The sequence below is a fragment of the Pseudophaeobacter sp. EL27 genome (assembly GCF_900313025.1).
In the GTDB taxonomy this organism is placed as follows: Bacteria; Pseudomonadota; Alphaproteobacteria; order Rhodobacterales; family Rhodobacteraceae; genus Pseudophaeobacter.
This window is the reverse complement of the sequence record NZ_OMPQ01000008.1, coordinates 177,022-198,804: the sequence shown is the minus strand read 5'-3', so window position 1 is coordinate 198,804 and position 21,783 is coordinate 177,022. Positions and strand designations below refer to the sequence as shown.

Below are 21,783 nucleotides of genomic sequence, written 5' to 3'. Positions count from 1 at the left end.
TATTGGCCACAGGCGCCTTTTGCCGCTTTGCACCGGGTCAAGGCCCGCGCCAGCGGCCCTGCATCGCAGGGTTCAGCCTTGAGGCGATGCAAAACGGCCCCAGACTTGATCTGGCGTTTCAGGGGCAGTTCGCCCCCTGAAACGCCTCCCCAGCCAAAGAAAAAGGGCTGCGACACAGTGCAGCCCTTTGGGATGTCGGGACTCCCTATGCGGGATCAGGCCTCGATCCGGGTCAGATCCGCCACCTGGCCACAGACCTTGCGGATCTGGCTCAGCAAGTTCAGACGGTTGCGGCGCACGATATCTTTGTCGGAATTCACCTGCACCGCCTCAAAAAACGCATCCACCGGCGCCCGCAGGGCCGCCATGCCGCCCATGGCGGCCGCGAAATCCTCGGCCTCGATGGCCGCGGAAATCGCACCCTCGCTCTCGCCAAGCGCCGCAAACAGCGCCTTTTCGCTCTCGTCCTCGGCAAATTTCACATCTGCCCCGTAAGAGTATTCTACCCCGTCCTTTTCCTCAGCCTGGGTCAGGATGTTATTGGCGCGCTTGAAGCCCTGCAGCAGGTTGGTGCCATCTTCGGATTTCAGGAAGTCTTCCAATGCGCGGGCGCGTTTCACCAGAAGAGTCAGGTCGTCATTTCCGTCCATGGCGATACAGGCGTCGATCACATCATGGCGAATACCCTGATCGCGCAGGAAAACCTTGAGGCGGTCATGGAAGAAGGAGAGGAGATCGTCCAAAATTATTTTATCACTGAAAATTGGGCTGTCTTTTGCCTTTATCGCCTCAATCAAAGCACCGAATACACCATGATCAGAAATTTCTTTAGAGATGTTTTTCATCTCCAAGATTCGGAGGTCGTCAGCGCTGAGCCCTGTAGCCGCGATGTAAGCCGCTCTCCGCTCCAGATGTTCTTTTCCATCTGCACTATCACGACGTGCTGCATGCGGGAAATATGCCTTAAGCAGCAAACGGTCTAACTCACTTCTGGCGTCATTCTCCAACACCAGCCGGATCACACCCAGGGCAGCGCGCCGCAGGGCAAAGGGATCCTTTGACCCTGTAGGCTTTTCATCAATGGCCCAAAACCCGGTCAATGTATCCAGCTTATCGGCCAGCGCCACGGCGACCGAGACGGGCTCCGTCGGCACATCATCCGAGGGGCCCAGCGGCGAGTAATGCATCTCGCAGGCATTGGCGACTTCTTGCGGCAGACCTGCGGCTTCAGCGTAATACCGCCCCATCAGGCCCTGCAGCTCGGGGAATTCATAGACCATCTCGGAGCTGAGATCCGCCTTGGCCACCTTGGCCGCCTGCTCTGCCAGATCGGCATCGGCGCTAACAACCGGCGCGATCTCGCGTGCCAGGGCGGCGATGCGGTCGATGCGTTCGGCCTGAGTGCCCAACTTGTTGTGGAAGGTGACATTCGACAGCTGCGCGCTCCAGCCCTCCATGCCGACCTCCGATTTGGCCACCCGCAGGTCATTCTCCCAAAAGAACTTGGCATCGGCCAAACGCGCCGACAGCACCTTTTGATTGCCCGCCAGAATGGTCGCGCCCTGATCCGCGGTCTCGCGGTTGGCAACGGTGACAAAGCCCTCGATGCGCCCGGTCTTGGGGTTCTTTACCGAGAAAAACTTCTGGTGTTCCTTCATGGAGGTCTGCAGCACCTCTGCTGGCAGATCCAGGAATTCCGCATCGATATCGCCCAGCAGCACCACCGGCCACTCCACCAGACCGGCCACTTCGGTCAGAAGCCCCTTGTCCTCGACCAGTTCCAGCCCGCGGGCAAAGGCCTGATTGCCGGCCTCCTGCCAGATCGCCTGCTGACGCTCGACCGGGTCCAGCACCACATTGGCACGCTTCAATTTGGCAGTGTAGTCCTCAAAACCATTCACGGTGATCTCGCCCGGCGCCATAAAACGATGGCCCTGGGTCACATTGCCCGCTTGGATCCCGTCGATATCAAGCGGCACCACCTCAGCGCCATTCTCATCACTCAGCTGACAGAGGATCGAATGCAAAGGCCGCACCCAGCGCAGCGAGCCGGTGCCCCAGCGCATGCTTTTGGGCCAGGGGAAGTTGCGAATGGTGGCTTCCAGAACCTCGGCGATGATTTCTGCCGCCGGACGGCCCGGCTTTTCGATCAAAGCAAAATAAACAGCTCCCTTGGGGGTGTCCCGTTCTTCCAGCTGATCGCGTGTCAGCCCAGCGCCGCGCAAAAAGCCCTCAATCGCCTTGTCCGGCGCGCCCACTTTTGGTCCCTTGCGCTCTTCGCGCAGGGTGGGGCTTTCGGCCAGCAGACCTTCCAGCGCCAGAGTCAGGCGACGCGGGGTCGAGAAGGCCGCAGCCCCCGCATAGGTCAGACCCGCCTCGACCAGACCATCGGTCATGCGCTTTTTCAGATCCTCAGCCGCACGCCCCTGCATGCGGGCCGGGATTTCCTCGGAAAACAGTTCAATCAGCAGGTCGGGCATCTCGGGTCCTCAGAAGTTCACAATCGCCTGGATGACGATGGCATTGGCGATATCCACAAAAAAGGCGGAAACCAGGGGCAGTACTACAAAAGCAATAGGAGAGGGTCCATAGCGTTTGGTCACTGCGGTCATATTTGCAATGGCTGTTGGCGTAGCCCCAAGAGCAAAACCGCCAAAACCGGCAGCCAGTACGGCGGCGCGATAGTTGCTGCCCAGCACCGGAAACAGCACAAAGAGCACAAAGCCGACGGCAAACAGGGTCTGCGCCAGCAGGATAACAAGGATGGTCAGGCCAAGATCCGCGATGGTCCAAAGCTGCAGGCTCATCAGCGACATCGCCAGAAAGGCCCCAAGGGAAAATTCCGACACCAGGGCCAGAGCCGGTGTCCGCGCCACAGCAGGCGCATTGGGTGCGATCAGGGCCCGCAGATTAGCCAGAACGATTCCCGCCACCAGACAGGGCACAAAGAGCGGCAGTTTGAGCCCCACCACCTGCGACAGCGCGTGCAGCGCATAACCCAGGATAATTGCCAGATTGAGGTAGAGCATCACCCGGATCAGAGCCAGATGATCAATCACGGCTGTCTCGGCCTCCTCATGTGCAACACCAACAGTATGTTCTTCTTCAGGGCGATTGGGGGTCAAGCCGTTGCGATTGATCAGGATGCGGGCAACCGGCCCGCCCACCAGTGCTGCCAGCACCAGACCCAGGGTCGCCACCGCCACGCCAAGCTCTGGCGCGCCGGTCAATCCGGTTGCTGTTGCGACCTCCGGTGCCCAGGCAATTGCAGTGCCATGCCCCCCAATAAGCGCGGCAGATCCCATCAGAACACCAGCCTGAGCCGGATAGCCAAAGGCAACCGCCCCTGCAGCGCCAATCACATTCTGGGCCAGAATTGTCAAAAGGGTCAGAACCAGCAGGATCGCCAGTGGCTTCCCCCCAGCCATCAAGTCCGACAGCCGGGCGTTCAACCCGATCGCGGCAAAGAACAGCACCAGAAACATATCCCGGCTGCCCATTTCAAAACTGATTTCCAGGCCGGTCAGACTATAGACCATCATCACGGCCACAGCCGCAATCAAACCACCAGTCACCGCTTGGGGGATATTGTAGCGACGCAGGAACTGCACCTGATTGTTGAGCTGCGCCCCCAGCAAAAAGACCGCAAAGCCAAGCGTCACTGAGATAAAATCAGGAATGGTGAGCGCAGTTTCCATCACAGCCTTCCTCTTTTTCGCAACAACAACGGACCCGAAGCGCTCTTTGAGCCGGTACCAGCCCAGGTCTATTGCGCCTAAGGCAGGGCCCTTGTCGGCTCAGCCTCGTCAGTTACTCTGCGGGCGCGGCGGACAGGTTTCTCCGACCACGGTTCCGTCATAGGCCTTTTCACCACAGGCGTTCAGCTCATGCCAGGCAAAGCCCAACCCCTGATCGGTCACAGCCACAATACGGTCTACCCCGTAGGAGATATTCTTGACCGAGATAAAGGCCGTTGCGGCACCCGCATCAAGTGCCGCGCCCAGGGCCTCGGCATCAAAGCAGTCAAACCATCCCGGCGCATTGCGTGGGTGCTTTTGCTCTGAGACCTGAAACAGCTGCGCCAATTCCTGAGGCGCCAGTGCGGTGGTGAAACAGGCGCGATAGCGAATGGGTGAGCTGCCCGCATCAATCGCCTGAAAGTCACCATAGGCAATGGGACGGGGCTCCGTTTCACCCAAAGGCAGCAAAACCACATCTTTGCCCGGCGTCAGGGCGACCTCATCGTAATAGCCATAGACCTGCAGGTAATACATGGCGCCACCTGCCGCGAGGCCGGAAACCACAAGTACAATCGCAAGAAACTTACCCAACATTGGCAAAAGCCCTCATTTTCTGGCCAGCATCACACCCTGCGCCCGGTTCAACGGCGCGCAGGGGCTGCGGGCTCAATTGATACCCCAAGCAGGGATCAGCCAGCAAAGCCACCGGCGCTGGTCTGCACAAAGGCATCCGCACATTGTTTGGCCAGGTTCCGCACCCGGCCGATATAGGCCTGGCGTTCGGTGACTGAGATCACGCCGCGCGCATCCAACAGGTTGAAGATATGGCTGGCCTTGATGCACTGATCATAAGCGGGATGTGCCATGACGATACGCTTGCCAGTCTTGGGGTCGTCGTATTCCTGCGCCAGAATGGTGGCGCATTCGGCCTCAGCCTCTTCAAAATGACGCAGCAGAACGTCGGTATTGGCCACGTCAAAGTTCCAACGGGCATATTCTTCTTCGGTCTGTTTGAAGACATCGCCATAGGTCAGCGGGATCGGCGCGTCCGGGTCGTTGAAGGGCATGTCCATCACGTGATCGACACCCAACACATACATCGCCAGACGTTCCAGACCATAGGTCAGCTCGCCCGAGACCGGGTGGCAGTCATGGCCGCCAACCTGCTGGAAATAGGTGAACTGGCTGACTTCCATACCGTCACACCAGACTTCCCAGCCCAGCCCCCAGGCGCCCAGTGTCGGGCTTTCCCAGTCGTCCTCGACAAAGCGGATGTCATGCAGCGCCATATCAACGCCAATGGCCTCAAGACTGCCGAGGTAAAGCTCTTGCAGATTGGGGGGGCTGGGTTTGATCAGTGCCTGAAACTGGTAGTAGTGCTGCAACCGGTTGGGGTTTTCGCCGTAGCGCCCATCCGTGGGACGGCGCGAGGGCTGCACATAGGCTGCCGCCCAGGGCTTGCTGCCCAGCGAGCGCAGGGTGGTCGCAGGGTGGAACGTGCCGGCCCCGACCTCCATGTCATAGGGCTGCATCACGGCACAGCCCTGTACGGCCCAATAGTTCTGCAGACGCAGAATGATCTCCTGAAAGGAGCGCGGCGCGGATCCGGCTGCACCAGTCTGGCCGGTGGTCTGGGTGGCGGTCTGGGTCATATCCAAATCCTTCGTATTGGCAGCACATGCGGGGTTCTTCCTATGCAAGCCCCCCGGCAGGGTCAACGGCTAGAAGCGCGCAATGCGCCACAGATCGTTGCCGCGCTGCCCCCTTGGCGTCTCAACATGACATTTTGCCGTGGCATTAAGGCCATAATCACCAGATTGCTGCATCAAGTGGGGAATTCCCCCCTGTAAGGGGCGTTTCCTTTACCGCTGCAAAATGTTTATCTGCGCGGCAATAATTTGGTTCACCGGGATAGGGTCCTGATAATGAGAAAACTGATTGCCGCATTGGTGCTGTCGCTCAATGCGCTTGCCATTCTTCTAGTTGCGCCGGCGCAGGCGCAGCAAAACCCGCAGGATACGGTCTGGATTCAGGTGGCTGCACGCCCCACCCTGGCCAGCGCCAACCAAGAAGCCCAGGCCTTTGCCGCCAAGATCCCGGATGTGGCCGGATTTTCCCTGGGCGGCGGCTGGTATGGTGTCCTGATTGGCCCCTATACCCGCGAAGACGCGAATCGGGTCTTGCAGGTCTATCGCGCCGAGGGCCAGATCCCGCGTGACAGCTTTATCGCCCTGCCCAACAACCTGCGCAACCAGTTCTACCCCCTGGGTGAAGACGCCGCACAGGCCAACCAGCCAGCCCAGGCTCCTGAGGCTGTGGCCTCTGCTGAGGGCGGTGAGACCGCGCAACAGCTGGCTACACCTGAGACAGTTGTGATTGCAGAACCTGCCGCCCCCGCCCTGCCTGATGAAACCCGCGCCGAGGCCCGCCGCAGCGAGCAGCGGTTGAGCCGAGATGAGCGCAAGGATCTGCAGATCGCCCTTAAGGCCGCCGGTTTTTACAGCTCCGCCATTGATGGCGCTTTTGGCCGTGGCACCCGCCGCTCGATGTCTGACTGGCAAACCGCCAAAGGCTTTGAGGTCACTGGTGTTCTGACCACGGCGCAGCGGCAGATCCTGCTGGACGACTATAACGCGCCGCTGATCTCGGTTGGCATGCGTCGCATCACCGACAGTCAGGCCGGAATTTCGCTGGAAATCCCCGCGGGCGAAGTTGCCTTCAACCGCTATGAGCCCCCCTTTGCCCATTACGACAGCTCAAGCGATCTGGGTGTGCGGGTGCTGCTGATCAGCCAGCGCGGCGACAAGAGCACGCTCTATGGTCTTTATGACATTATGCAGACCTTGGAAATTGTGCCTCTGGACGGCCCCCGTGAGCGCAAAGACAAGAGCTTTACCCTGGAGGGGCGCAACAGCCGCTTTGTCTCCTTCACACAGGCCAGCCTCAAAAATGGTGAGATCAAAGGTTTCACCCTGATCTGGCCCGCCAATGACGAGGCCCGCCGCACCCGTGTTCTTGCTGCCATGCAGGCGAGCTTTGAGCGCGCGGATGGGGTGCTTGACGATGCCGCAGGCGCGGATATCCAGCAGGATATTGACCTGCTCTCTGGCCTGGAAATTCGCAAACCCAAGATGTCGCGCTCTGGCTTTTTTGTCAGCAGTGACGGTGTGGTCGTAACCACCGCAGATGTGGTGCAGGGCTGCACAAGGGTCACGCTGGATCACGGCTACCCCGCCGACATCCTAGCCTCAGACAGCCAGTCTGGCATGGCAATCCTGCGTCCGACCCAGTCCCTGGCCCCCATGGCCGTGGCGGAGTTCAGCCCACAAAGCCCCCGCCTGCAATCAGAAATTGCCGTTTCCGGCTTTTCCTATGAAGGTGTGCTTGGAGCGCCCAGCCTCACCTGGGGCAAACTGGCCGACGTCAAAAGCCTGGAAGGCGACAGCACTGTTGCCCGCCTCGCCCTGACCGCCCAGCCCGGCGATGCAGGTGGCCCGGTGGTGGATGCCTCCGGTGCCGTGCTTGGCATGTTGCTGCCACAGGGCACTCAGGGGCGTCAGCTGCCCGCCGATGTAAGCTTTGCCGCCAACGCGGAGGCAATTCGCAGTGCTCTGGAAGCTGTCGGGCTGGAGGTGCAATCGCATCCCTCCGGCACCCCGTTGCCAAATCAGGCCCTGGTGAACCGGGCCACGGGCATGACCGTTTTGGTCAGCTGCTGGAAGTAAGCGCCAACGCCTAAGACTATGCGCCGCCCCTGCAACCTACCGGGGCGACGACCACAGAAAAAGGACGCTGGTGGGGCTCCACCAGCGTCCTTTTTCTTTAATCCGAATTGAACGGCACCCTGCCTCAGTAAGCGTGGATACGGCCATCCCAGGTGTGAAAACAGCCCGTGGTCTCAATCGTTAAAGCATCAAACTCCTGAATCAAACCAGTGGCCGAGTCTTCAACGCTGATATCCCCCTCTTCACCGCCCATTTCGGTGCGCACCCAACCGGGGTGATAGATGCCAACAGCGATGCCTTCTGGCTGCAGGTCGGTGGAGAGGTTACGTCCCAGGTTCAACACAGCCGCCTTTGAGGCCCGATAGGCATAGCTGCCACCGGGCGCGCGGGCATGGCTGGCCATCTGCGACGAAATGATTGCGATCTTTGGTGCGGCCCCGAGGCGCAGATTGGGCAGCAAGGCCTGAACCGTCAGAAACACGCCAGTCACATTGGCCGCCAGACTCTGGCTCCAGATCTCGGCAGTGTAATCCTCAAGCGACATTCCCTTGTCGAGATAGACGCCCGCATTACAAACCAACAGATCAATGGGTCGATCCTCCAGATGCGCTGCAAGCCGCGCCTGCTGTTTTGGATCGGTCACATCCAGCGCCACATCACAGGAGGCATCACGCGCGGTCCCTGTGACCTCATGCCCAGCCGCAGTCAATTGAGACGCCATCTCGCGGCCAATTCCACGATTTGCACCGGTAATTACTACATGCATAAGATTTTGCCTCTTAATTGGTCAAATGGGGTCATCTGTGCAAGCCTCTAATTTGTTTTTCGGCCCCGCCCAAAGGGCAGCGGCAGAACCGGAATACCCTCGTCGATCAGCGCCTTGGCCTCTTCCGGCTTGGCCTCACCATAGATCGCACGTTCTGGCGCATCCCCCAGATGCATGGCGCGGGCCTCGCTGGCAAAATCTTTGCCTACATAGTCAGAGTTTGTCTCGACCTTGCGGCGCAGCTCGCCCAGGGCCTTTTGCATCTCGGCGGCCTGACCGTTCACAGGGGTGCTCAAGGCCCCTGGGCCGCTCTCAGGCGCAGCAGCAGGATCTGGTGCAGTGCTGTGTGTTGAGGGGGAGGCCGCTGGAGCTGCTGCCGACTCAGGTTCGCCGATGCCTGAAACAGCCTTGCGCCCGGTGCGTACCCGAGGCGCCATAATGGCCTTTTCGACCTCGGTGCTGCCACAAAAGGCACAGGCCACCAGACCTGCCGCCGACAGTTTGTCAAAGGCGGAAGCGGATTGGAACCAGCTGTCAAAGCTATGCCCTTGGGCGCATTTAAGGCTGTAGTTTATCATTCTCTTACTCGTAGCAGGCTTTGCTGATTAACGGGGCAACAAATGCAAGATCAAGTCCAAAAATGACACAGAAAATCACCCCCAAGATGCACCCGATCCTAGATACACTGCCAAAAGCCGAATATCGAAGTCTGACGTAGGTTAGGGCCTCAAAGGCAAGCGTGTGACAAAATCCGCCAGCAGTTCTGCCTCTGGCTGGTCCGCTTCGATCGCCAAACGGCGCAGACCAAAATGCACCAAGGCGACTTCGTGATAATAGCCGGAATAGACATAGTTCACCGTCGCCCCGGCCGCCGCCCCCAGAATGGGCACTGATTGCGCCGCCAGTTTGTGGCCAAACGCGGTGGCAAGGCGTGGTGCCACCGTGGTGATCACCTGATTGAGCGCTTGGCCCGACAGGCTGACCCGTAGCGAAACAAAGGCCGTATCGCTGCCATCATCGCGCGCCAGCGGTCCTGCCGAGGCAAAGACACGCAGACAATCAAACATGACGCTCTCGGCATTGGGGTCAAACCCTTCTGCCGCGGCGGCATCCTGTATCGTACGCAACAAAAACGCCGTGGTAGCTGGCAGCTCGACAAGCGCCCCAGGCAATCCGCCCGCACCGCCTGCAGCGCCCATCGCGGTGCTGACCAGGCGATTCACCCTGCGCGACTGTCCCGGCACCAACCGCCGGGACTGGCACGCCGCCTGCATCGCCAGATGCAGCGCCTGTTCGGTGGCCTGCCCCAGCTGGGCACGCGGCGCGGCGGGCAATTTCACCAGAAGGTTTTCGACCTGGCCACCAATCAAGTTGAGAAGATTGATCCCCAGACCGCTGGCCATCTGATACCGCCGCGCCAACGCGTCCAGCTCCGCTTCTATCTCAACCGGAGACAGGTGGGGCTTCTCTTGCAAAATCTCGGTCATCGACATGGCCTCCCTCACTCAAAGAGATTGGCCCAGGCGTCACAACTTTCAAGGCCTTCCGGCGGCAAGGTCCGCCTCTTGCCAGCGGGTGACCCGGCCACAGACCCCTTCCCAGGCCCCGCTGGCAGAGGCCAGACCCAATACCCGTTCCGGGTTGGTCGGCGGGGGCATTTCCACATGCTCCAGACGCTCGAAGCCAAAGCGGCGATAATAGGGCGCATCGCCCACCAGCATGACTCTCTGCCAGCCCAGTTCGGCGGCCTTGGCCAGGCTGTCGCGGATCAGTGAGCCTCCCAAACCCTCGCCCTGGTGGGTCGGGTGCACCGCCACTGGCCCCAGCAATAGTGCCGTCACCCGGTTTGGCTCTTTGGCGGGCGTAGAACCTTCAGACGATACCGGGCTTTCAATATGAACTGGCCAGAACCGGATCGCACCGGCCAGAATACCCAGCTCATCGCGGGCCACCTGACTCAACCCTGGAACCGGCGGCACATCATCGCGCAAACGGTACGAGGACAGGGCCTCACGCCCAGGCGCAAAGCACAGGTCATAAAGCGCCTCGACCTCCCAGCGGTCGCCGGGCTGTTCTGCCATAAGTTCGATCACGCCCTGCGGCCTCCGTCCCTGCCCGTCTCTCAAGGGGCTGGAAATCGCCCTAGCACGGGCGTAAGCCTGGGGCAAACAATTGGAGACGCGCGATGTTCTACCGACCCGAAGACGGCCATGGCTTGCCGCACAACCCCTTTAACGCCCTGATTACCCCACGCCCCATCGGCTGGATTTCCTCCCGCGCCGCGAATGGCAGCAACAATCTTGCGCCCTACTCGTTCTTCAATGGCGTCGCCTATACGCCACCGCAGGTGATGTTTGCCTCCACCGGAAGCAAAGAGGACCAGGCCGGCACCAAGGACAGCCTCGCCAATATCGAGGAGACCGGCGTGTTCTGCGTCAATATCGTGGCTTTTGAGATGCGCGATGCGATGAACACCAGCTCCGAGATGTTGCCCAAGGAGGTAGATGAGTTCTCCCATGCCGGTCTCACGCCAGTGGAATGTGACACCATCAACTGTGCCCGCATCGAGGGCGCGCCTGCCGCGCTGGAATGCAAGCTGACCCAGATCGTGACCCTGCCCGGGGCAGCAAACCGCGTTGCATTTGGAGAGGTCACCGGTATTCACCTGCGCGATGACTGCCTGCGGGATGGCATATTTGACGTGACCAGCTTTCAGCCCCTGGCCCGTATGGGCTATCGTGATTACACCGTCGTGCGGGATGTTTTCTCGCTGGCGCGCCCCGACGATTGAGCCCCACTGATGCCCCTCCCAAACCCGAGTTTACGCAATCCAATTGTGCTCCCCGATGGTCAGGCCCATGCCGGCACCGTGATGCTGTCACAAGCCCTTGATCACCCCAACTTCCAGGTTGGCGCCTTCACCTATGCGTCTGATTTTGAGCCTCCCTCAGATTGGGCAACGCATCTGGCCCCCTATCTCTTTGCCGGTGCCCGCGAACGTCTGGTGATTGGACGGTTCTGCCAGATCGCCCATGGGGTGCGCTTTATCACCGCCTCCGCCAATCATGCCCAGGATGGGATCAGCTGCTATCCCTTTCCGGTATTTGATCCCGCCCAGATGGCGGGTTTCCAGCCAGACACCCGCGATACCGTGATCGGCCATGATGTCTGGATCGGTTATGGCGCCCTGATCCTGCCCGGTGCCCGCATTGGAGATGGCGCCATTATCGGCGCCGGAGCCGTGGTGCGGGGCACCATACCGCCCTACGGCATCGTCACCGGCAATCCTGGCAGCGTTGCGCGATACCGCTTTTCAAAACCCCAGATCGCCCGCCTCTTGTCGCTGAAATGGTGGCACTGGCCGCAAGAGCTTTTGGCCCGCGCCGAACCGGCACTTCTGACTGGGGATCTCGACATGCTGGAAGCTCTTGCCCCCGACTGATTGCCCTTCCCCCGGAAGGGCACGCGAGATCACAATGGCTTAGCACCTCAGAGGCTACCCTCTAAAAAAAACAGCCGCGCCCCGTCAGGGGCGCGACCGCTTGATAACAGCAAGAATAGGGGGGGTTAGTGACCGCCCAGGATCCCGGTCTTGACCGAATAATCTACCGCTACCTGATATTCGGGATCATCATCGCTATCGATCATCAGATGGCCCGCCTTGGTCAGCAGCTGGTGACAGTCGCGGCTCAGGTGGCGTAGCATCAAGATCTTACCCGCCGCCTCATATTTACCTGCCACGGCTTCAATCGCCTGCAATGCCGACTGATCAACAACCCGGCTACGGTTGAACTCGACAATCACTTTGTCGGGGTCGTTTTCCACGTCAAACAGCTCGATGAACCCATCTGTTGAACCAAAGAACAGGGGCCCTTCGATCTCATAGACCTTGGCGCCCTTCTCGCTTTCCGACTCCCGGGTGATCGCATGGATGCGGCGCGCATTGCTCCAGGCATAGGCCAGCGCCGAGACGATCACACCCACCACAACTGCAATCGCCAGATCGCTCATCACTGTCACCACGGTCACCAGCACGATGACAAAGGCATCCATCGGCGGTACTTTAGTCATGATTTTCAGGCTGTTCCAGGCAAAGGTGCCGATCACCACCATGAACATCACCCCTACCAGGGCGGCCAACGGGATCTGTTCAATCAACGGCGAGGCCACAACGATAAAGGCCAGCAGGCAAAGGGCGGCAAAAATGCCCGCGATGCGCGTGCGACCGCCGGATTTCACGTTGATCATCGACTGGCCAATCATGGCGCAGCCGCCCATGCCGCCAAAGAAACCAGTGATCACATTTGCCGTCCCCTGCGCGATGCATTCCTGGCTGGCGCCACCGCGCTTGCCGGTGATTTCTCCCACCAGATTCAGCGTCAGCAGGCTTTCAATCAATCCGATGGCCGCCAAAATTACGGCATAGGGCAAGATGATCCACAGGGTTTCCAAGGTCAGCGGCGCCAGAGCGTCGCCATAGATGCCGATGCCTTCGCCAAAGGGACTGTGAATAAAGGGCAATCCGCCCTCAATGGAGGCCATATCCCCAACCCGGGGCACATCCAGGCCAAAAATGATCACGATGCCGGCAACAATGCCAATCCCAGCCAAGGGTGCCGGGATGATCGAGGTAATCTTTGGCGTCCCCCAGATAATCACCATGGTCAGACCTACGAGACCCAGCATCAGCATCATGGGCATGCCCGACAGCCACTCCGCCCCATCGGTGCCGGGCACTTTGAACTGGGTCATCTGAGCCAGGAAAATCACGATTGCCAACCCGTTCACAAAGCCCAGCATCACCGGATGCGGCACCAGGCGAATGAATTTGCCCCAATGCATAACACCGGCAATCAACTGCAACACGCCCATCAGCACTACCGTGGCAAAGAGATACTCAACGCCATGTTGTGCCACCAGGGCCACCATGACCACCGCCAATGCCCCGGTCGCGCCTGAGATCATCCCCGGACGGCCGCCGATCAGTGCCGTAACCAGCCCCACCAGAAAAGCCGCATAAAGCCCCACCAGCGGATGCACCCCGGCAACAAAAGCAAAGGCCACTGCCTCGGGCACCAAAGCCAGCGCAACAGTCAGCCCCGACAAGAGCTCGGTGCGGACGCGGCCAACAGACCAGCCCTCATCCTGCATGATCGATAGGTTGGGCGGGGAAATACGATTGGCCAGCAGGGCCATGGCGGCGCGTCTCATGGGAAATACCTGTGATTGGGGAGCTTAGTTTCGCAGCCCGCCCCTAGCGGAAAATCGCCAATGGCACAAGGGAGAAGGGTTCAGCCCCCCCTGCACACGTCATCATCTGCCCCTTAAAGCAACTGCACCCCCAGGCTCGCCCCATATAGCCCAACACCAAACACCCCATGGGTTATCAGGCTGTTCAATCGCATCAGAGCTGGATTTGGCGCCTTACGGGCTGCAAACCCGGCGCCCATCGCGGGCTGCATCAGGCAAAGCGGCAGCACCACTGTGGATAGCCCAAAAAGAATTGGGACTACCGGTTCCGGAGATGTCAGCCAGCTAGACCCCACAATCCCGGTCAAACCCTGCGCCAATACGATCCCCACGCCATAGTGAAACACCCAGCCCAGACTTTGCTCCCACAGCATCGCGGGCCTCACCCTATCTTGAGGTTCCAGCACCAGATCCCCCTGCGGCAACCTCCAGAGCCAACGCCCGACCAACCCCCAATCTGGTCCAGATATTCCAAACCAGCGCCGCCGTATCCAACCCAACAGATCAATGACGACAGTTGCGATCACACCCGCCAAAGCTGCCAGTTGAATGATAAACCAATCAAATTCCATCTTTCTCTCCTGTTCCTTGTCCGTAGATGTTAGGAATTTGTACTGTCCGAATTAAAGCCAACTTGAGGTCAAGGATGAATTCGATGAAATCTCTGGATATCGCCGAGGTTGCCCAGCGCAGCGGCTTGAAACCCTCGGCGCTGCGCTATTATGAAACGCTTGGCGTGATTGCCGCAGATAGCCGCAAAGGCCTAAGACGTCAGTACGATGCCTCCGTTCTGGACCGTCTTGCTTTGGTGGCCCTGGGGCGGCGTGCTGGATTTTCACTGCAGGAAATAGTGGCCACGCTTGGACCTGCAAGCGGGGCTCAAGCCGAGTTTGAACTCGATCGTGACCGGATTGCCGAACGCGCGGCGGAAGTCGACCACCGGGTGCGAGAGCTCACGCTGCTGTCCCGCGCCCTGCGCCACGTTGCCACCTGTCAGGCACCAAGTCATTCCCAATGCCCCAGTTTTCGCAAGATGATGACGGAGGCCCTGACCTGGACCAATGCAGACAGGCAAAAACTATAGGATTGTACGCAGCCCGCTCTATCAACTTTCAAAAAATATTCCCGCCGGAGGCCGCGCGGTTGTCAAACCGCGCGCAGAAAGGCACAACCCTTGAGACCAAGTAGCGACAGCAGCGACAGACAGGAGTGCAGCGCGTGACACAGATCTCCGACCCCCAGAACACCATGATTGCCGTCATTGGCGGTTCAGGCATTTACGACATCGACGGGCTGGAAGGCGCCCAATGGGTCAGTGTCGACACCCCCTGGGGCGCCCCGTCGGATCAGATCCTCACCGGCAGCCTCGGGGGCGTCAAAATGGCCTTTCTGCCGCGTCATGGGCGCGGCCATGTGCATTCCCCAACTGAAGTGCCCTACCGCGCCAATATCGACGCGCTGAAACGGCTGGGTGCGACGGATGTCTTTTCCGTCTCCGCCTGCGGGTCGTTTCGCGAAGAAATGGCGCCGGGGGATTTTGTCATTGTCGATCAATTCATCGACCGCACCTTCGCCCGCGAAAAAAGCTTCTTTGGCACCGGCTGTGTCGCCCATGTCAGCGTCGCCCATCCGACCTGTGAGCGGCTCTCCGATGCCGCAGAACAGGCGGCCAAGGCGGCGGGGATCAAAGTGCATCGCGGCGGCACCTATCTCTGCATGGAAGGACCTCAGTTTTCCTCCATGGCCGAAAGCAAGATGTACCGCGAAAGCTGGGGCTGTGATGTCATTGGCATGACCAATATGCCGGAGGCTAAACTGGCCCGCGAGGCGGAGCTTTGTTATGCCTCCATCGCCATGGTCACCGATTACGACAGCTGGCACCCCGAACACGGAGCGGTGGATATCAGCGATATCCTGGCGACGTTGCAGGGCAACTCCAGCAATGGTCGCGAACTGGTGCGCCGCCTGCCCGCCCTGCTTGGCGCTGAACGCGCCCCCTGCCCGCATGGCTGTGATCGCGCCTTGGAATTTGCCATCATGACCGCACCCGAAAAACGCGACCCTGCCCTGCTTGCAAAACTGGAGGCTGTGGCCGGACGGGTTCTGAGCTGAGCCTCCACAGGAAGGTAAATGCAACAGGGGGCGGGAAAATTCTTCCGCCCCCTTTATTTTGCCCGACTGCGCCCCTTGATAGAAGCAACCAGAGGTTTTCTGCGAGAACAAAACATATGCGCCTTCACGGATTGGACATTGCCCGCTTTTTTGCCTTCTGCGGCATGGTTCTGGTGAATTTCCGCATCGCGGCTGAGGTCACACCCGGCACGGATTTTGCCTCCATCCTGACCAATGGCCTGGAGGGGCGTGCCGCCGCCCTGTTTGTCATTCTGGCCGGGATCGGCCTCACACTCACCAGCACGCCCAAACGGGTCATTGCAGCTCGGGCGGCTGTTCTCTTTGCCCTGGGTCTGGCAAACCTGACGACCTTTGAGGCCGATATCCTGCATTACTATGCCCTGTATTTTCTGGTCGCCCTGCCCTTTCTTGCCGCACCCTCTCGCATATTCCTATGGGCAGTTCTTGGTGCGGCCATTGTTGGATTGGTGGGAATGATCCTGCTCGACTATGAGGCCAACTGGAACTGGGCGACCCTGGTCTATTCGAACTTCTGGACCCCGGAAGGGTTTCTGCGGCACTCGTTTTTCAACGGCTGGCATCCGGTTTTTCCCTGGGTGAGTTTTGTTTTCCTGGGGATGTGGGTCGGACGGCAGGAGCTGGCTCAAAAGCAGGTGCAGAACCGCCTGATCCTTTGGGGTCTGGCCGCAGCCTTGCTGGCCGCGCTCCCCGGTCAGCTTGTTGAGGATCCTGAACTGCGCGAGCTTTTTGGCACAGTCTCCATACCGCCCGGCCCCTTTTACCTGATTGCTTCCAGTGGCAGCGCCTGTGTGGTGATCGGAGCCATGCTGCGGCTGGGAAATCCACTGGACAGACTGGGCCTGGCGGAATGGCTGGCAGCCCCTGGGCGCATGGCGCTCAGTCTTTATGTGGCCCATATAATTCTGGGCATGGGCACGCTTGAAGCCATGGGGCAGCTGGATGGGTCGCTCACGCCAGAGGCCATATTTGGCTTCAGCCTCGGCTTCTGTGCGCTTTCCATGCTCCTCACCTGGATCTGGAACCTCATTTCCTCTCGCGGTCCGCTCGAAGCCCTGATGCGCCGGATCTCTGAAGTTTTCCGTTGACCTCCTTTAGGTCCGCTGTTTTTGCTGTGCTGGTTGGGAAAATGAGAAAGAAAACCCCATGGACTTCACGCTTTGGCTTGCCTTTGCCTCTGCCTCTGCAGCTCTGCTGCTGATCCCGGGCCCAACCGTGCTGCTGGTGCTGAGTTACGCGCTCTCCAAGGGTCGCCAAGTGGCAGTGGCCTCGGCCACGCTGTTTACCGTCCTGAAATGGGTCGGCGCCGCCTATCTTCTGTGGCTCGGGGTGAAACTCTGGCGCAGCGCCTCTGAGGCCAGCAGTTTGGAGGTTCTGGTCAGCACTGACGCAGCAAACGCCCCTGGTGTCTTTGGGCACACAGCCACAGTGACGGCACTGAACCCCAAATCCATTGCCTTTTTTATCGCCTTTGTGCCGAAGTTCATTCGCCCGGGTGACGCGCTGACCCCTCAGTTTGTCATCCTGATTGCCACCTTCGTAGGGCTGGCCGCATTGAACGCGCTGGCCTATGCGTTGCTGGCAGATCGGTTGCGGCTCTGGATTTCGCGACCCAAAGCAATTGCCAATCTGACCCGGGTTGGCGGTGCTGCCCTGGTCGCCATGGGTCTGGCCACTGCGCTGCTGCGCCGCCCAGCAGCCTGACATTTCGAACCTGATCACCGCTTGCCCCTTGCAAGCGGTGATCCCTTGCGCCAAACCCTGCTGGCCGGGACCTGATTGGCAGTCTATGACCGCTCTACAGCCATCGGGCCCAGATCCGCCACGCAAGAGAAAGCCTCTCCATGCCCAAAAAGACTTCTGTGAAAGACTATATCCGCACCATCGTTGATTTCCCGCATGAGGGCATCATGTTCCGCGATGTCACCACGCTTTTTGCTGATCCCCGTGGATTTCGCATGGCCATCGACCAGATGTTGCACCCCTATGCCGGAGAACGGATCGACAAGGTGGTTGGCCTCGAGGCCCGTGGCTTTATCATGGGCGGGGCCATTGCCCATCAGCTGAGTGTCGGATTTGTACCGATCCGCAAGAAGGGCAAGCTGCCGGGCCGCACCCTGAGCCAGGATTACAAACTGGAATATGGTGAGGCCATTGTTGAGATCCACGAAGATGCGATCCAACCCGGCGAGAAAGTCCTGGTGGTAGACGACCTGCTGGCCACGGGTGGCACCGCCTCCGCTGGTATCAAACTGATCGAACGGCTGGGCGGAGAGATCATTTCCTGCGCCTTCATCGTCGATCTGCCAGATCTAGGCGGCCGCAAGGTATTGGAAGACCTTGGTATGGACGTGCATGTTCTATGCGAGTTCGAAGGCGAATAGGTCAGAACTGTCCAAGAAGAGCTCCTTACCTGCGGATTGGTCACTATGCCCTCAAAGGCATAGCCCTCCCGCCCGTCAGGTCTCCATTAAAATGGATCCCTTCCCGTTGGGCATGGCCTTTTTGGCTCATTGAGCCAAAAAGGCGCGCCGCGCGTCAGCGCGGCGCCCGGCCCAAGCAGCCCTTCCTCCTGATTGGAGGGAGCAGGCTGCGCGGGAGCCCTCCCTTTCTTGATACTAGATATCTTCAGAGGGAAGAACCGCGCCGGGGTTCATGATTCCACGTGGATCCAGGGCTTGTTTGATGGCGCGCATCGTTGCGATCTTCACCGGATCGCCATACCGCTGCAAATCCGCAACCTTCATCCGGCCCACCCCATGTTCCGCACTGAATGAGCCCCCCATGTCCTGCACAAGATCATGCACCGCGGATTTCACCGCACCGCGCAGCCCCTCGTAGTCGCTGCGGGATTTTCCATGTCCCGGGAAGACATTGTAGTGCAGGTTACCATCCCCGAGGTGGCCAAAACAATTGATCCGCATATCGCCTTCGCCCAGGGCTGCTATTGCTTCTTTGCCGCGTCGAATAAAATCAGGGATTTCCGAGATCGGCACCGAGATATCATGACTTGAGATCGAACCGACCAACCGATTGGCCTCCGGGATCTGCTCGCGTACCGCCCATAGCGCATCTGCCTGGGCTTTCGACTGCGCAATCACCCCGTCCTCGGCCAGCCCGGCCTCAACGGCTGCTTCAAACAGATCCGATAGAGCCGCAACCGGATCCTGTCCGCGCGCCAGCCCCAGATCCAGCAGTACCGACCACTCCGGCGCCTGAGCAAAGGGCTGTCGCAGTTGCGGCAGATGCTCAGCGAGAAACTCCAGCCCCTGGCGATGCATCAGTTCAAAGGCACTTACCGCTTCCGCCAATTGATCCCGTGCCAGCGCAAGCAGTGAAATTGCCGCTTGGGGCGAGGGCACCACAAAGACGGCCACGCCTTGATGCGCCGGAATCGGAGACAGCTTCAGTGCCGCTGCCGTGATTACCCCCAGAGTGCCCTCCGAGCCGATCAAAAGGTTGCGCAGATCATAGCCCGTGTTGTCCTTGCGCAGACGTGTCAGACCGTTCCAGATCTCGCCATTTGGCAAAACCGCCTCCAACCCCAGGCAGAGATCACGCGCATTGCCGTAGCGCAGCACATTCACCCCGCCAGCATTGGTCGCCAGATTGCCACCGATGCGCGCGGTGCCCTCTGCCGCCAGGGACAGTGGGAACAATCGTTTCTGAGCCAAAGCGGCCTGCTGCACATCCGCCAGTATCGCCCCTGCCTCAGCCAAGATGACATTTTCCTGCGGGTAGACCGCCCGTATCTTGGCCATGCGCTCGAGTGAGAGCACCAGGGGGGCAGCCCCTACCGGTTTCACCTGCCCCCCCACCAGCCCGGTACCGCCGCCATAGGGCACCACGGGCACCCGGGCAGCATTTGCTGCCCTCAGCAAAGTAGCGACCTCTGCGACATTGTTTGGTTTGGCCAATACGCCAGCCTGCCCTTGGTAACGTCCACGCGGCTCCTCCAGATATCTGGGTGCGCAGGGTGCTAAAACGCCCTCAGGCAAAGAGGAAGACAAACTGTCGGCAAAGGCGGTATCGGCGGATCTATAGCTCATCCCCTTGCATCCCCAATCCGCGGCGCCTTGGCAAGTCATTCCAGCACCCCCACCCCAGAAGAGCCAGCTAGAGAATCCACGCCGAGGGCTTCCAAGGGGCGCAACCGCGCCGCGCGCCAGCGCGGCGCCCGGCCCAACTCTGAGTGACAGCCCCGGGCCGAAAGGGCTGAGGCTGTCGCGGAAGAGGCGGGAGCGCTGCCGCTTACCGATCCACTTGTGCCAGTTGAAAGACCAGCACCGCAAGGACAAGAACTAGCCTGCCTGAGTACGCCCCCGGCGATCATGGCGCAGCGCGGCATAGAGCACATGGGTGCGCCAGCGCCCACCGATTTGCAGGTAGGACTGGGCTACGCCCTCATATTTGAACCCGGATTTCTCCAACAAGCCGCGAGAAGCTGCGTTTTCCGGCAGGCAGGCGGCCTCAATCCGGCTGAGATCCAGCTTGCCATATGCATAGTGCACTACGGCGCCTATGGCCTCACGCATGTAACCCTGACGACCAAAGGGCTGCCCGGTCCAGTAGCCCAGCGTCCCAGCCATAGCCGGGCCTCGGCGGATATTATCCAGGGTGATCGCCCCGACAATGACCTGATCCTCGCGCCGGATCAGAAACAACGGCACAGCAGTGCCCGCCGAGACCGAGCGCTGCGCCCAGTAGACCCGGTTGGTAAAGCTCTTGCGTCCCAGATGATCCGAGGCCCAGGCCGGCTCCCAGGGCGTCAGGTAATCACGGCTCTGCAACCGCAGTGCCGCCCAGGCCTGAAAATCCGAATGTACCGGAGGGCGCAGCGTCAGCCGCTCGGTCTCAAGTCGAAGTTTGCGACGGCCCAGCAGCATCAGGCAACACGGCGCTCCTGAAGTGCCGCGAGGCTTGGAGCCCCTTCAACAGGCCCGTAAAGCGCCATTGCCGCTGGCGCGTGCACCGCAAGCTGTTCTGCCATGGTGCGCACATCTTCGGTGCTGACAGCATCAATCAATTTCACCGTCTCTTCCAGCGCAGGCACCCGGTCCCAGATTTGCACCAGACGCGCCAGACGTTCGGCCCGGTTGGTAGGGCTTTCCAGCCCCATCAGCATGCCTGCCTTCATCTGGGCGCGGGCCCGCTCGACTTCCGCATCTGACATATCCGATGCGGCGCGTTTCATCTCATCCACGGTGATATGAGCCAGCTCCTCGACCTGATCGCCAGAGGTGCCCGCATAGATCGTGGTGCTGCCGGTATCGGCATGGGCGCCAGCCTGGGCAAAGATCGTATAGCACAGCCCACGTTTTTCACGCACTTCCTGGAACAGGCGGCTCGACATGCCCCCGCCCATCACTGCCGAATAGATCTGTGCGGTATAGATGGCGTCGTCACGATAGCCTGGGCTTTCAAAGGACAGGGCAAAATGCGCCTGCTCCAGATCTTTGGCATGGCGCGCCTCGCCCCCGGTGAAAGAGGCCGGTTCCATCACCAGTGATGGCCGCGCCTCCATATCGCCAAACAGATCTTCAGCCAGTTTGACCAGCTCTGCGTGATCCACCGCGCCAGCCGCCGACAGGATCATCTGGCCAGGGCCATAGTGTTCCTTGACGAATTGCGTCAGGTCATCGCGGTTAAAGGCACTGACCCGTTCTGCCGGACCGAGAATAGTGCGTCCCAGCGGCTGATTGTGGTAGCTCTCTTCCTGTAGCCAGTCAAAGATCACATCATCCGGCGTATCCAGTGCCTGACCGATCTCCTGCAGGATCACCCCACGCTCGACTTCGATCTCACGCGGGTCAAACACCGGATTGCGCAGAATATCCGCCAGCACATCCAATGCCAACGGCACATCATCCTTCAGCACCCGCGCGTAATAGGCGGTTACTTCACGAGAGGTATAGGCGTTGATATAGCCGCCCACATCTTCAACCGCCTCGGCGATCTGCAGGGCCGAGCGTTTCTCGGTACCCTTAAAGGCCATATGCTCCAGAAAATGCGCGATGCCATTCTGTTCAAGCCGTTCATTGCGGCCACCAGCGGTGACCCAGATCCCGATCGAGGCAGATTGCAAGCCCGGCATGGCCTCCGTCACGATGCGAAAGCCATTGGCCAGTTGATGCTGTTGGACGCTCACTGA

20 protein-coding genes and 2 pseudogenes are annotated in these 21,783 nt (G+C 59.8%); 8 read left to right on the top strand and 14 right to left on the bottom strand.

What is annotated here, in order from left to right; translation table 11 throughout:
- Nucleotides 1–215: 215 nt before the first annotated feature.
- From ED661_RS22390 to ED661_RS05460, 5 genes and pseudogenes are all read right to left on the bottom strand, one after another.
- A pseudogene (locus ED661_RS22390) lies at nt 216–740 on the bottom strand (DALR anticodon-binding domain-containing protein); the annotation flags it as partial.
- A pseudogene (glyS, locus tag ED661_RS05475) lies at nt 714–2,432 on the bottom strand (glycine--tRNA ligase subunit beta); the annotation flags it as partial. The pseudogenes ED661_RS22390 and glyS, both read right to left, overlap by 27 nt.
- 57 nt (nt 2,433–2,489) lie before the next feature.
- Nucleotides 2,490–3,698: a sodium/glutamate symporter gene (gene gltS, locus ED661_RS05470; protein ID WP_122072924.1), complete on the bottom strand. Its 1,209-nt coding sequence runs from the start codon at nt 3,696–3,698 to the stop codon at nt 2,490–2,492.
- A gap of 108 nt (nt 3,699–3,806) precedes the next feature.
- Nucleotides 3,807–4,334, bottom strand: coding sequence for a DUF6446 family protein (locus tag ED661_RS05465; RefSeq protein ID WP_122072923.1), 528 nt, complete (start codon nt 4,332–4,334; stop codon nt 3,807–3,809).
- 95 nt (nt 4,335–4,429) lie between these two features.
- Nucleotides 4,430–5,392, bottom strand: coding sequence for a glycine--tRNA ligase subunit alpha (locus tag ED661_RS05460; protein WP_122073345.1), 963 nt, complete (start codon nt 5,390–5,392; stop codon nt 4,430–4,432).
- A gap of 273 nt (nt 5,393–5,665) precedes the next feature.
- Between ED661_RS05460 and ED661_RS05455 the strand changes: the two genes are divergently transcribed.
- Nucleotides 5,666–7,465, top strand: coding sequence for a trypsin-like peptidase domain-containing protein (locus tag ED661_RS05455; RefSeq protein WP_122072922.1), 1,800 nt, complete (start codon nt 5,666–5,668; stop codon nt 7,463–7,465).
- A gap of 124 nt (nt 7,466–7,589) precedes the next feature.
- Here ED661_RS05455 and ED661_RS05450 read toward each other — a convergent pair whose 3' ends face one another.
- From ED661_RS05450 to ED661_RS05435, 4 genes are all read right to left on the bottom strand, one after another.
- A complete protein-coding gene (locus ED661_RS05450) occupies nt 7,590–8,231 on the bottom strand; it encodes an SDR family oxidoreductase (RefSeq protein ID WP_122072921.1) in 642 nt (213 codons plus the stop codon).
- A gap of 47 nt (nt 8,232–8,278) precedes the next feature.
- Complete coding sequence (locus ED661_RS05445) at nt 8,279–8,809, bottom strand: DUF1178 family protein (RefSeq protein ID WP_122072920.1); 531 nt, start codon at nt 8,807–8,809, stop codon at nt 8,279–8,281.
- A gap of 141 nt (nt 8,810–8,950) precedes the next feature.
- Nucleotides 8,951–9,718, bottom strand: a complete 768-nt coding sequence (locus tag ED661_RS05440; protein WP_122073344.1) for an EcsC family protein — start codon at nt 9,716–9,718, stop codon at nt 8,951–8,953.
- 48 nt (nt 9,719–9,766) lie between these two features.
- Nucleotides 9,767–10,324, bottom strand: coding sequence for a GNAT family N-acetyltransferase (locus ED661_RS05435; RefSeq protein ID WP_122072919.1), 558 nt, complete (start codon nt 10,322–10,324; stop codon nt 9,767–9,769).
- 92 nt (nt 10,325–10,416) lie between these two features.
- Here ED661_RS05435 and ED661_RS05430 point away from each other — a divergent pair, with 92 nt between their 5' ends.
- Both ED661_RS05430 and ED661_RS05425 read left to right on the top strand, forming a co-directional pair.
- Nucleotides 10,417–11,022, top strand: coding sequence for a flavin reductase family protein (locus ED661_RS05430; RefSeq protein WP_122072918.1), 606 nt, complete (start codon nt 10,417–10,419; stop codon nt 11,020–11,022).
- A gap of 9 nt (nt 11,023–11,031) precedes the next feature.
- On the top strand, nt 11,032–11,673 hold the full coding sequence (locus tag ED661_RS05425; protein WP_122072917.1) for a CatB-related O-acetyltransferase: 642 nt from the start codon (nt 11,032–11,034) through the stop codon (nt 11,671–11,673).
- Between the two features lie 125 nt (nt 11,674–11,798).
- On the opposite strand, the gene ED661_RS05420 is transcribed toward ED661_RS05425, so the two are convergent.
- Nucleotides 11,799–13,442: a SulP family inorganic anion transporter gene (locus tag ED661_RS05420; protein WP_122072916.1), complete on the bottom strand. Its 1,644-nt coding sequence runs from the start codon at nt 13,440–13,442 to the stop codon at nt 11,799–11,801.
- A gap of 113 nt (nt 13,443–13,555) precedes the next feature.
- Nucleotides 13,556–14,053, bottom strand: coding sequence for a DUF2938 family protein (locus ED661_RS05415; protein WP_122072915.1), 498 nt, complete (start codon nt 14,051–14,053; stop codon nt 13,556–13,558).
- An 83-nt stretch (nt 14,054–14,136) separates the two neighbouring features.
- Here ED661_RS05415 and ED661_RS05410 point away from each other — a divergent pair, with 83 nt between their 5' ends.
- The 5 genes from ED661_RS05410 to ED661_RS05390 all read left to right on the top strand — a co-directional run bounded on the left by ED661_RS05410 (nt 14,137) and on the right by ED661_RS05390 (nt 18,016).
- Nucleotides 14,137–14,565, top strand: coding sequence for a helix-turn-helix domain-containing protein (locus tag ED661_RS05410; RefSeq protein WP_122073343.1), 429 nt, complete (start codon nt 14,137–14,139; stop codon nt 14,563–14,565).
- A gap of 164 nt (nt 14,566–14,729) precedes the next feature.
- Nucleotides 14,730–15,593 carry an S-methyl-5'-thioadenosine phosphorylase gene (locus tag ED661_RS05405; RefSeq protein ID WP_122073342.1) on the top strand — a complete coding sequence of 288 codons (864 nt, stop codon included), beginning with the start codon at nt 14,730–14,732 and terminating at the stop codon, nt 15,591–15,593.
- Between the two features lie 116 nt (nt 15,594–15,709).
- Nucleotides 15,710–16,720, top strand: coding sequence for a DUF418 domain-containing protein (locus tag ED661_RS05400; protein WP_122072914.1), 1,011 nt, complete (start codon nt 15,710–15,712; stop codon nt 16,718–16,720).
- 58 nt (nt 16,721–16,778) lie between these two features.
- Nucleotides 16,779–17,336, top strand: coding sequence for a LysE family translocator (locus tag ED661_RS05395; protein WP_122072913.1), 558 nt, complete (start codon nt 16,779–16,781; stop codon nt 17,334–17,336).
- A gap of 140 nt (nt 17,337–17,476) precedes the next feature.
- Complete coding sequence (locus tag ED661_RS05390; RefSeq protein ID WP_122072912.1) at nt 17,477–18,016, top strand: adenine phosphoribosyltransferase; 540 nt, start codon at nt 17,477–17,479, stop codon at nt 18,014–18,016.
- A gap of 234 nt (nt 18,017–18,250) precedes the next feature.
- Here ED661_RS05390 and ED661_RS05385 read toward each other — a convergent pair whose 3' ends face one another.
- From ED661_RS05385 to ED661_RS05375, 3 genes are all read right to left on the bottom strand, one after another.
- Nucleotides 18,251–19,681 (bottom strand): FAD-binding oxidoreductase, encoded by a 1,431-nt coding sequence (locus ED661_RS05385; RefSeq protein WP_122072911.1) that lies wholly within the window; start codon nt 19,679–19,681, stop codon nt 18,251–18,253.
- Between the two features lie 252 nt (nt 19,682–19,933).
- Entirely contained in the window at nt 19,934–20,518 is a 585-nt protein-coding gene (locus tag ED661_RS05380) for a GNAT family N-acetyltransferase (protein ID WP_122072910.1), read from the bottom strand.
- Nucleotides 20,518–21,780 (bottom strand): pitrilysin family protein, encoded by a 1,263-nt coding sequence (locus tag ED661_RS05375; RefSeq protein ID WP_122072909.1) that lies wholly within the window; start codon nt 21,778–21,780, stop codon nt 20,518–20,520. Before ED661_RS05375 ends, ED661_RS05380 begins: the two co-directional genes overlap by 1 nt.
- Nucleotides 21,781–21,783 lie beyond the last annotated feature (3 nt).

Coding starts and splice junctions, on each gene's coding strand:
- gltS (WP_122072924.1), bottom strand. CDS start 3,698: ATGGAAACTGCGCTCACCATTCCTGATTTTATCTCAGTGACGCTTGGC.
- ED661_RS05465 (WP_122072923.1), bottom strand. CDS start 4,334: ATGTTGGGTAAGTTTCTTGCGATTGTACTTGTGGTTTCCGGCCTCGCG.
- ED661_RS05460 (WP_122073345.1), bottom strand. CDS start 5,392: ATGACCCAGACCGCCACCCAGACCACCGGCCAGACTGGTGCAGCCGGA.
- ED661_RS05455 (WP_122072922.1), top strand. CDS start 5,666: ATGAGAAAACTGATTGCCGCATTGGTGCTGTCGCTCAATGCGCTTGCC.
- ED661_RS05450 (WP_122072921.1), bottom strand. CDS start 8,231: ATGCATGTAGTAATTACCGGTGCAAATCGTGGAATTGGCCGCGAGATG.
- ED661_RS05445 (WP_122072920.1), bottom strand. CDS start 8,809: ATGATAAACTACAGCCTTAAATGCGCCCAAGGGCATAGCTTTGACAGC.
- ED661_RS05440 (WP_122073344.1), bottom strand. CDS start 9,718: ATGACCGAGATTTTGCAAGAGAAGCCCCACCTGTCTCCGGTTGAGATA.
- ED661_RS05430 (WP_122072918.1), top strand. CDS start 10,417: ATGTTCTACCGACCCGAAGACGGCCATGGCTTGCCGCACAACCCCTTT.
- ED661_RS05425 (WP_122072917.1), top strand. CDS start 11,032: ATGCCCCTCCCAAACCCGAGTTTACGCAATCCAATTGTGCTCCCCGAT.
- ED661_RS05420 (WP_122072916.1), bottom strand. CDS start 13,442: ATGAGACGCGCCGCCATGGCCCTGCTGGCCAATCGTATTTCCCCGCCC.
- ED661_RS05415 (WP_122072915.1), bottom strand. CDS start 14,053: ATGGAATTTGATTGGTTTATCATTCAACTGGCAGCTTTGGCGGGTGTG.
- ED661_RS05410 (WP_122073343.1), top strand. CDS start 14,137: ATGAAATCTCTGGATATCGCCGAGGTTGCCCAGCGCAGCGGCTTGAAA.
- ED661_RS05405 (WP_122073342.1), top strand. CDS start 14,730: ATGATTGCCGTCATTGGCGGTTCAGGCATTTACGACATCGACGGGCTG.
- ED661_RS05400 (WP_122072914.1), top strand. CDS start 15,710: ATGCGCCTTCACGGATTGGACATTGCCCGCTTTTTTGCCTTCTGCGGC.
- ED661_RS05395 (WP_122072913.1), top strand. CDS start 16,779: ATGGACTTCACGCTTTGGCTTGCCTTTGCCTCTGCCTCTGCAGCTCTG.
- ED661_RS05390 (WP_122072912.1), top strand. CDS start 17,477: ATGCCCAAAAAGACTTCTGTGAAAGACTATATCCGCACCATCGTTGAT.
- ED661_RS05385 (WP_122072911.1), bottom strand. CDS start 19,681: ATGAGCTATAGATCCGCCGATACCGCCTTTGCCGACAGTTTGTCTTCC.
- ED661_RS05380 (WP_122072910.1), bottom strand. CDS start 20,518: ATGCTGCTGGGCCGTCGCAAACTTCGACTTGAGACCGAGCGGCTGACG.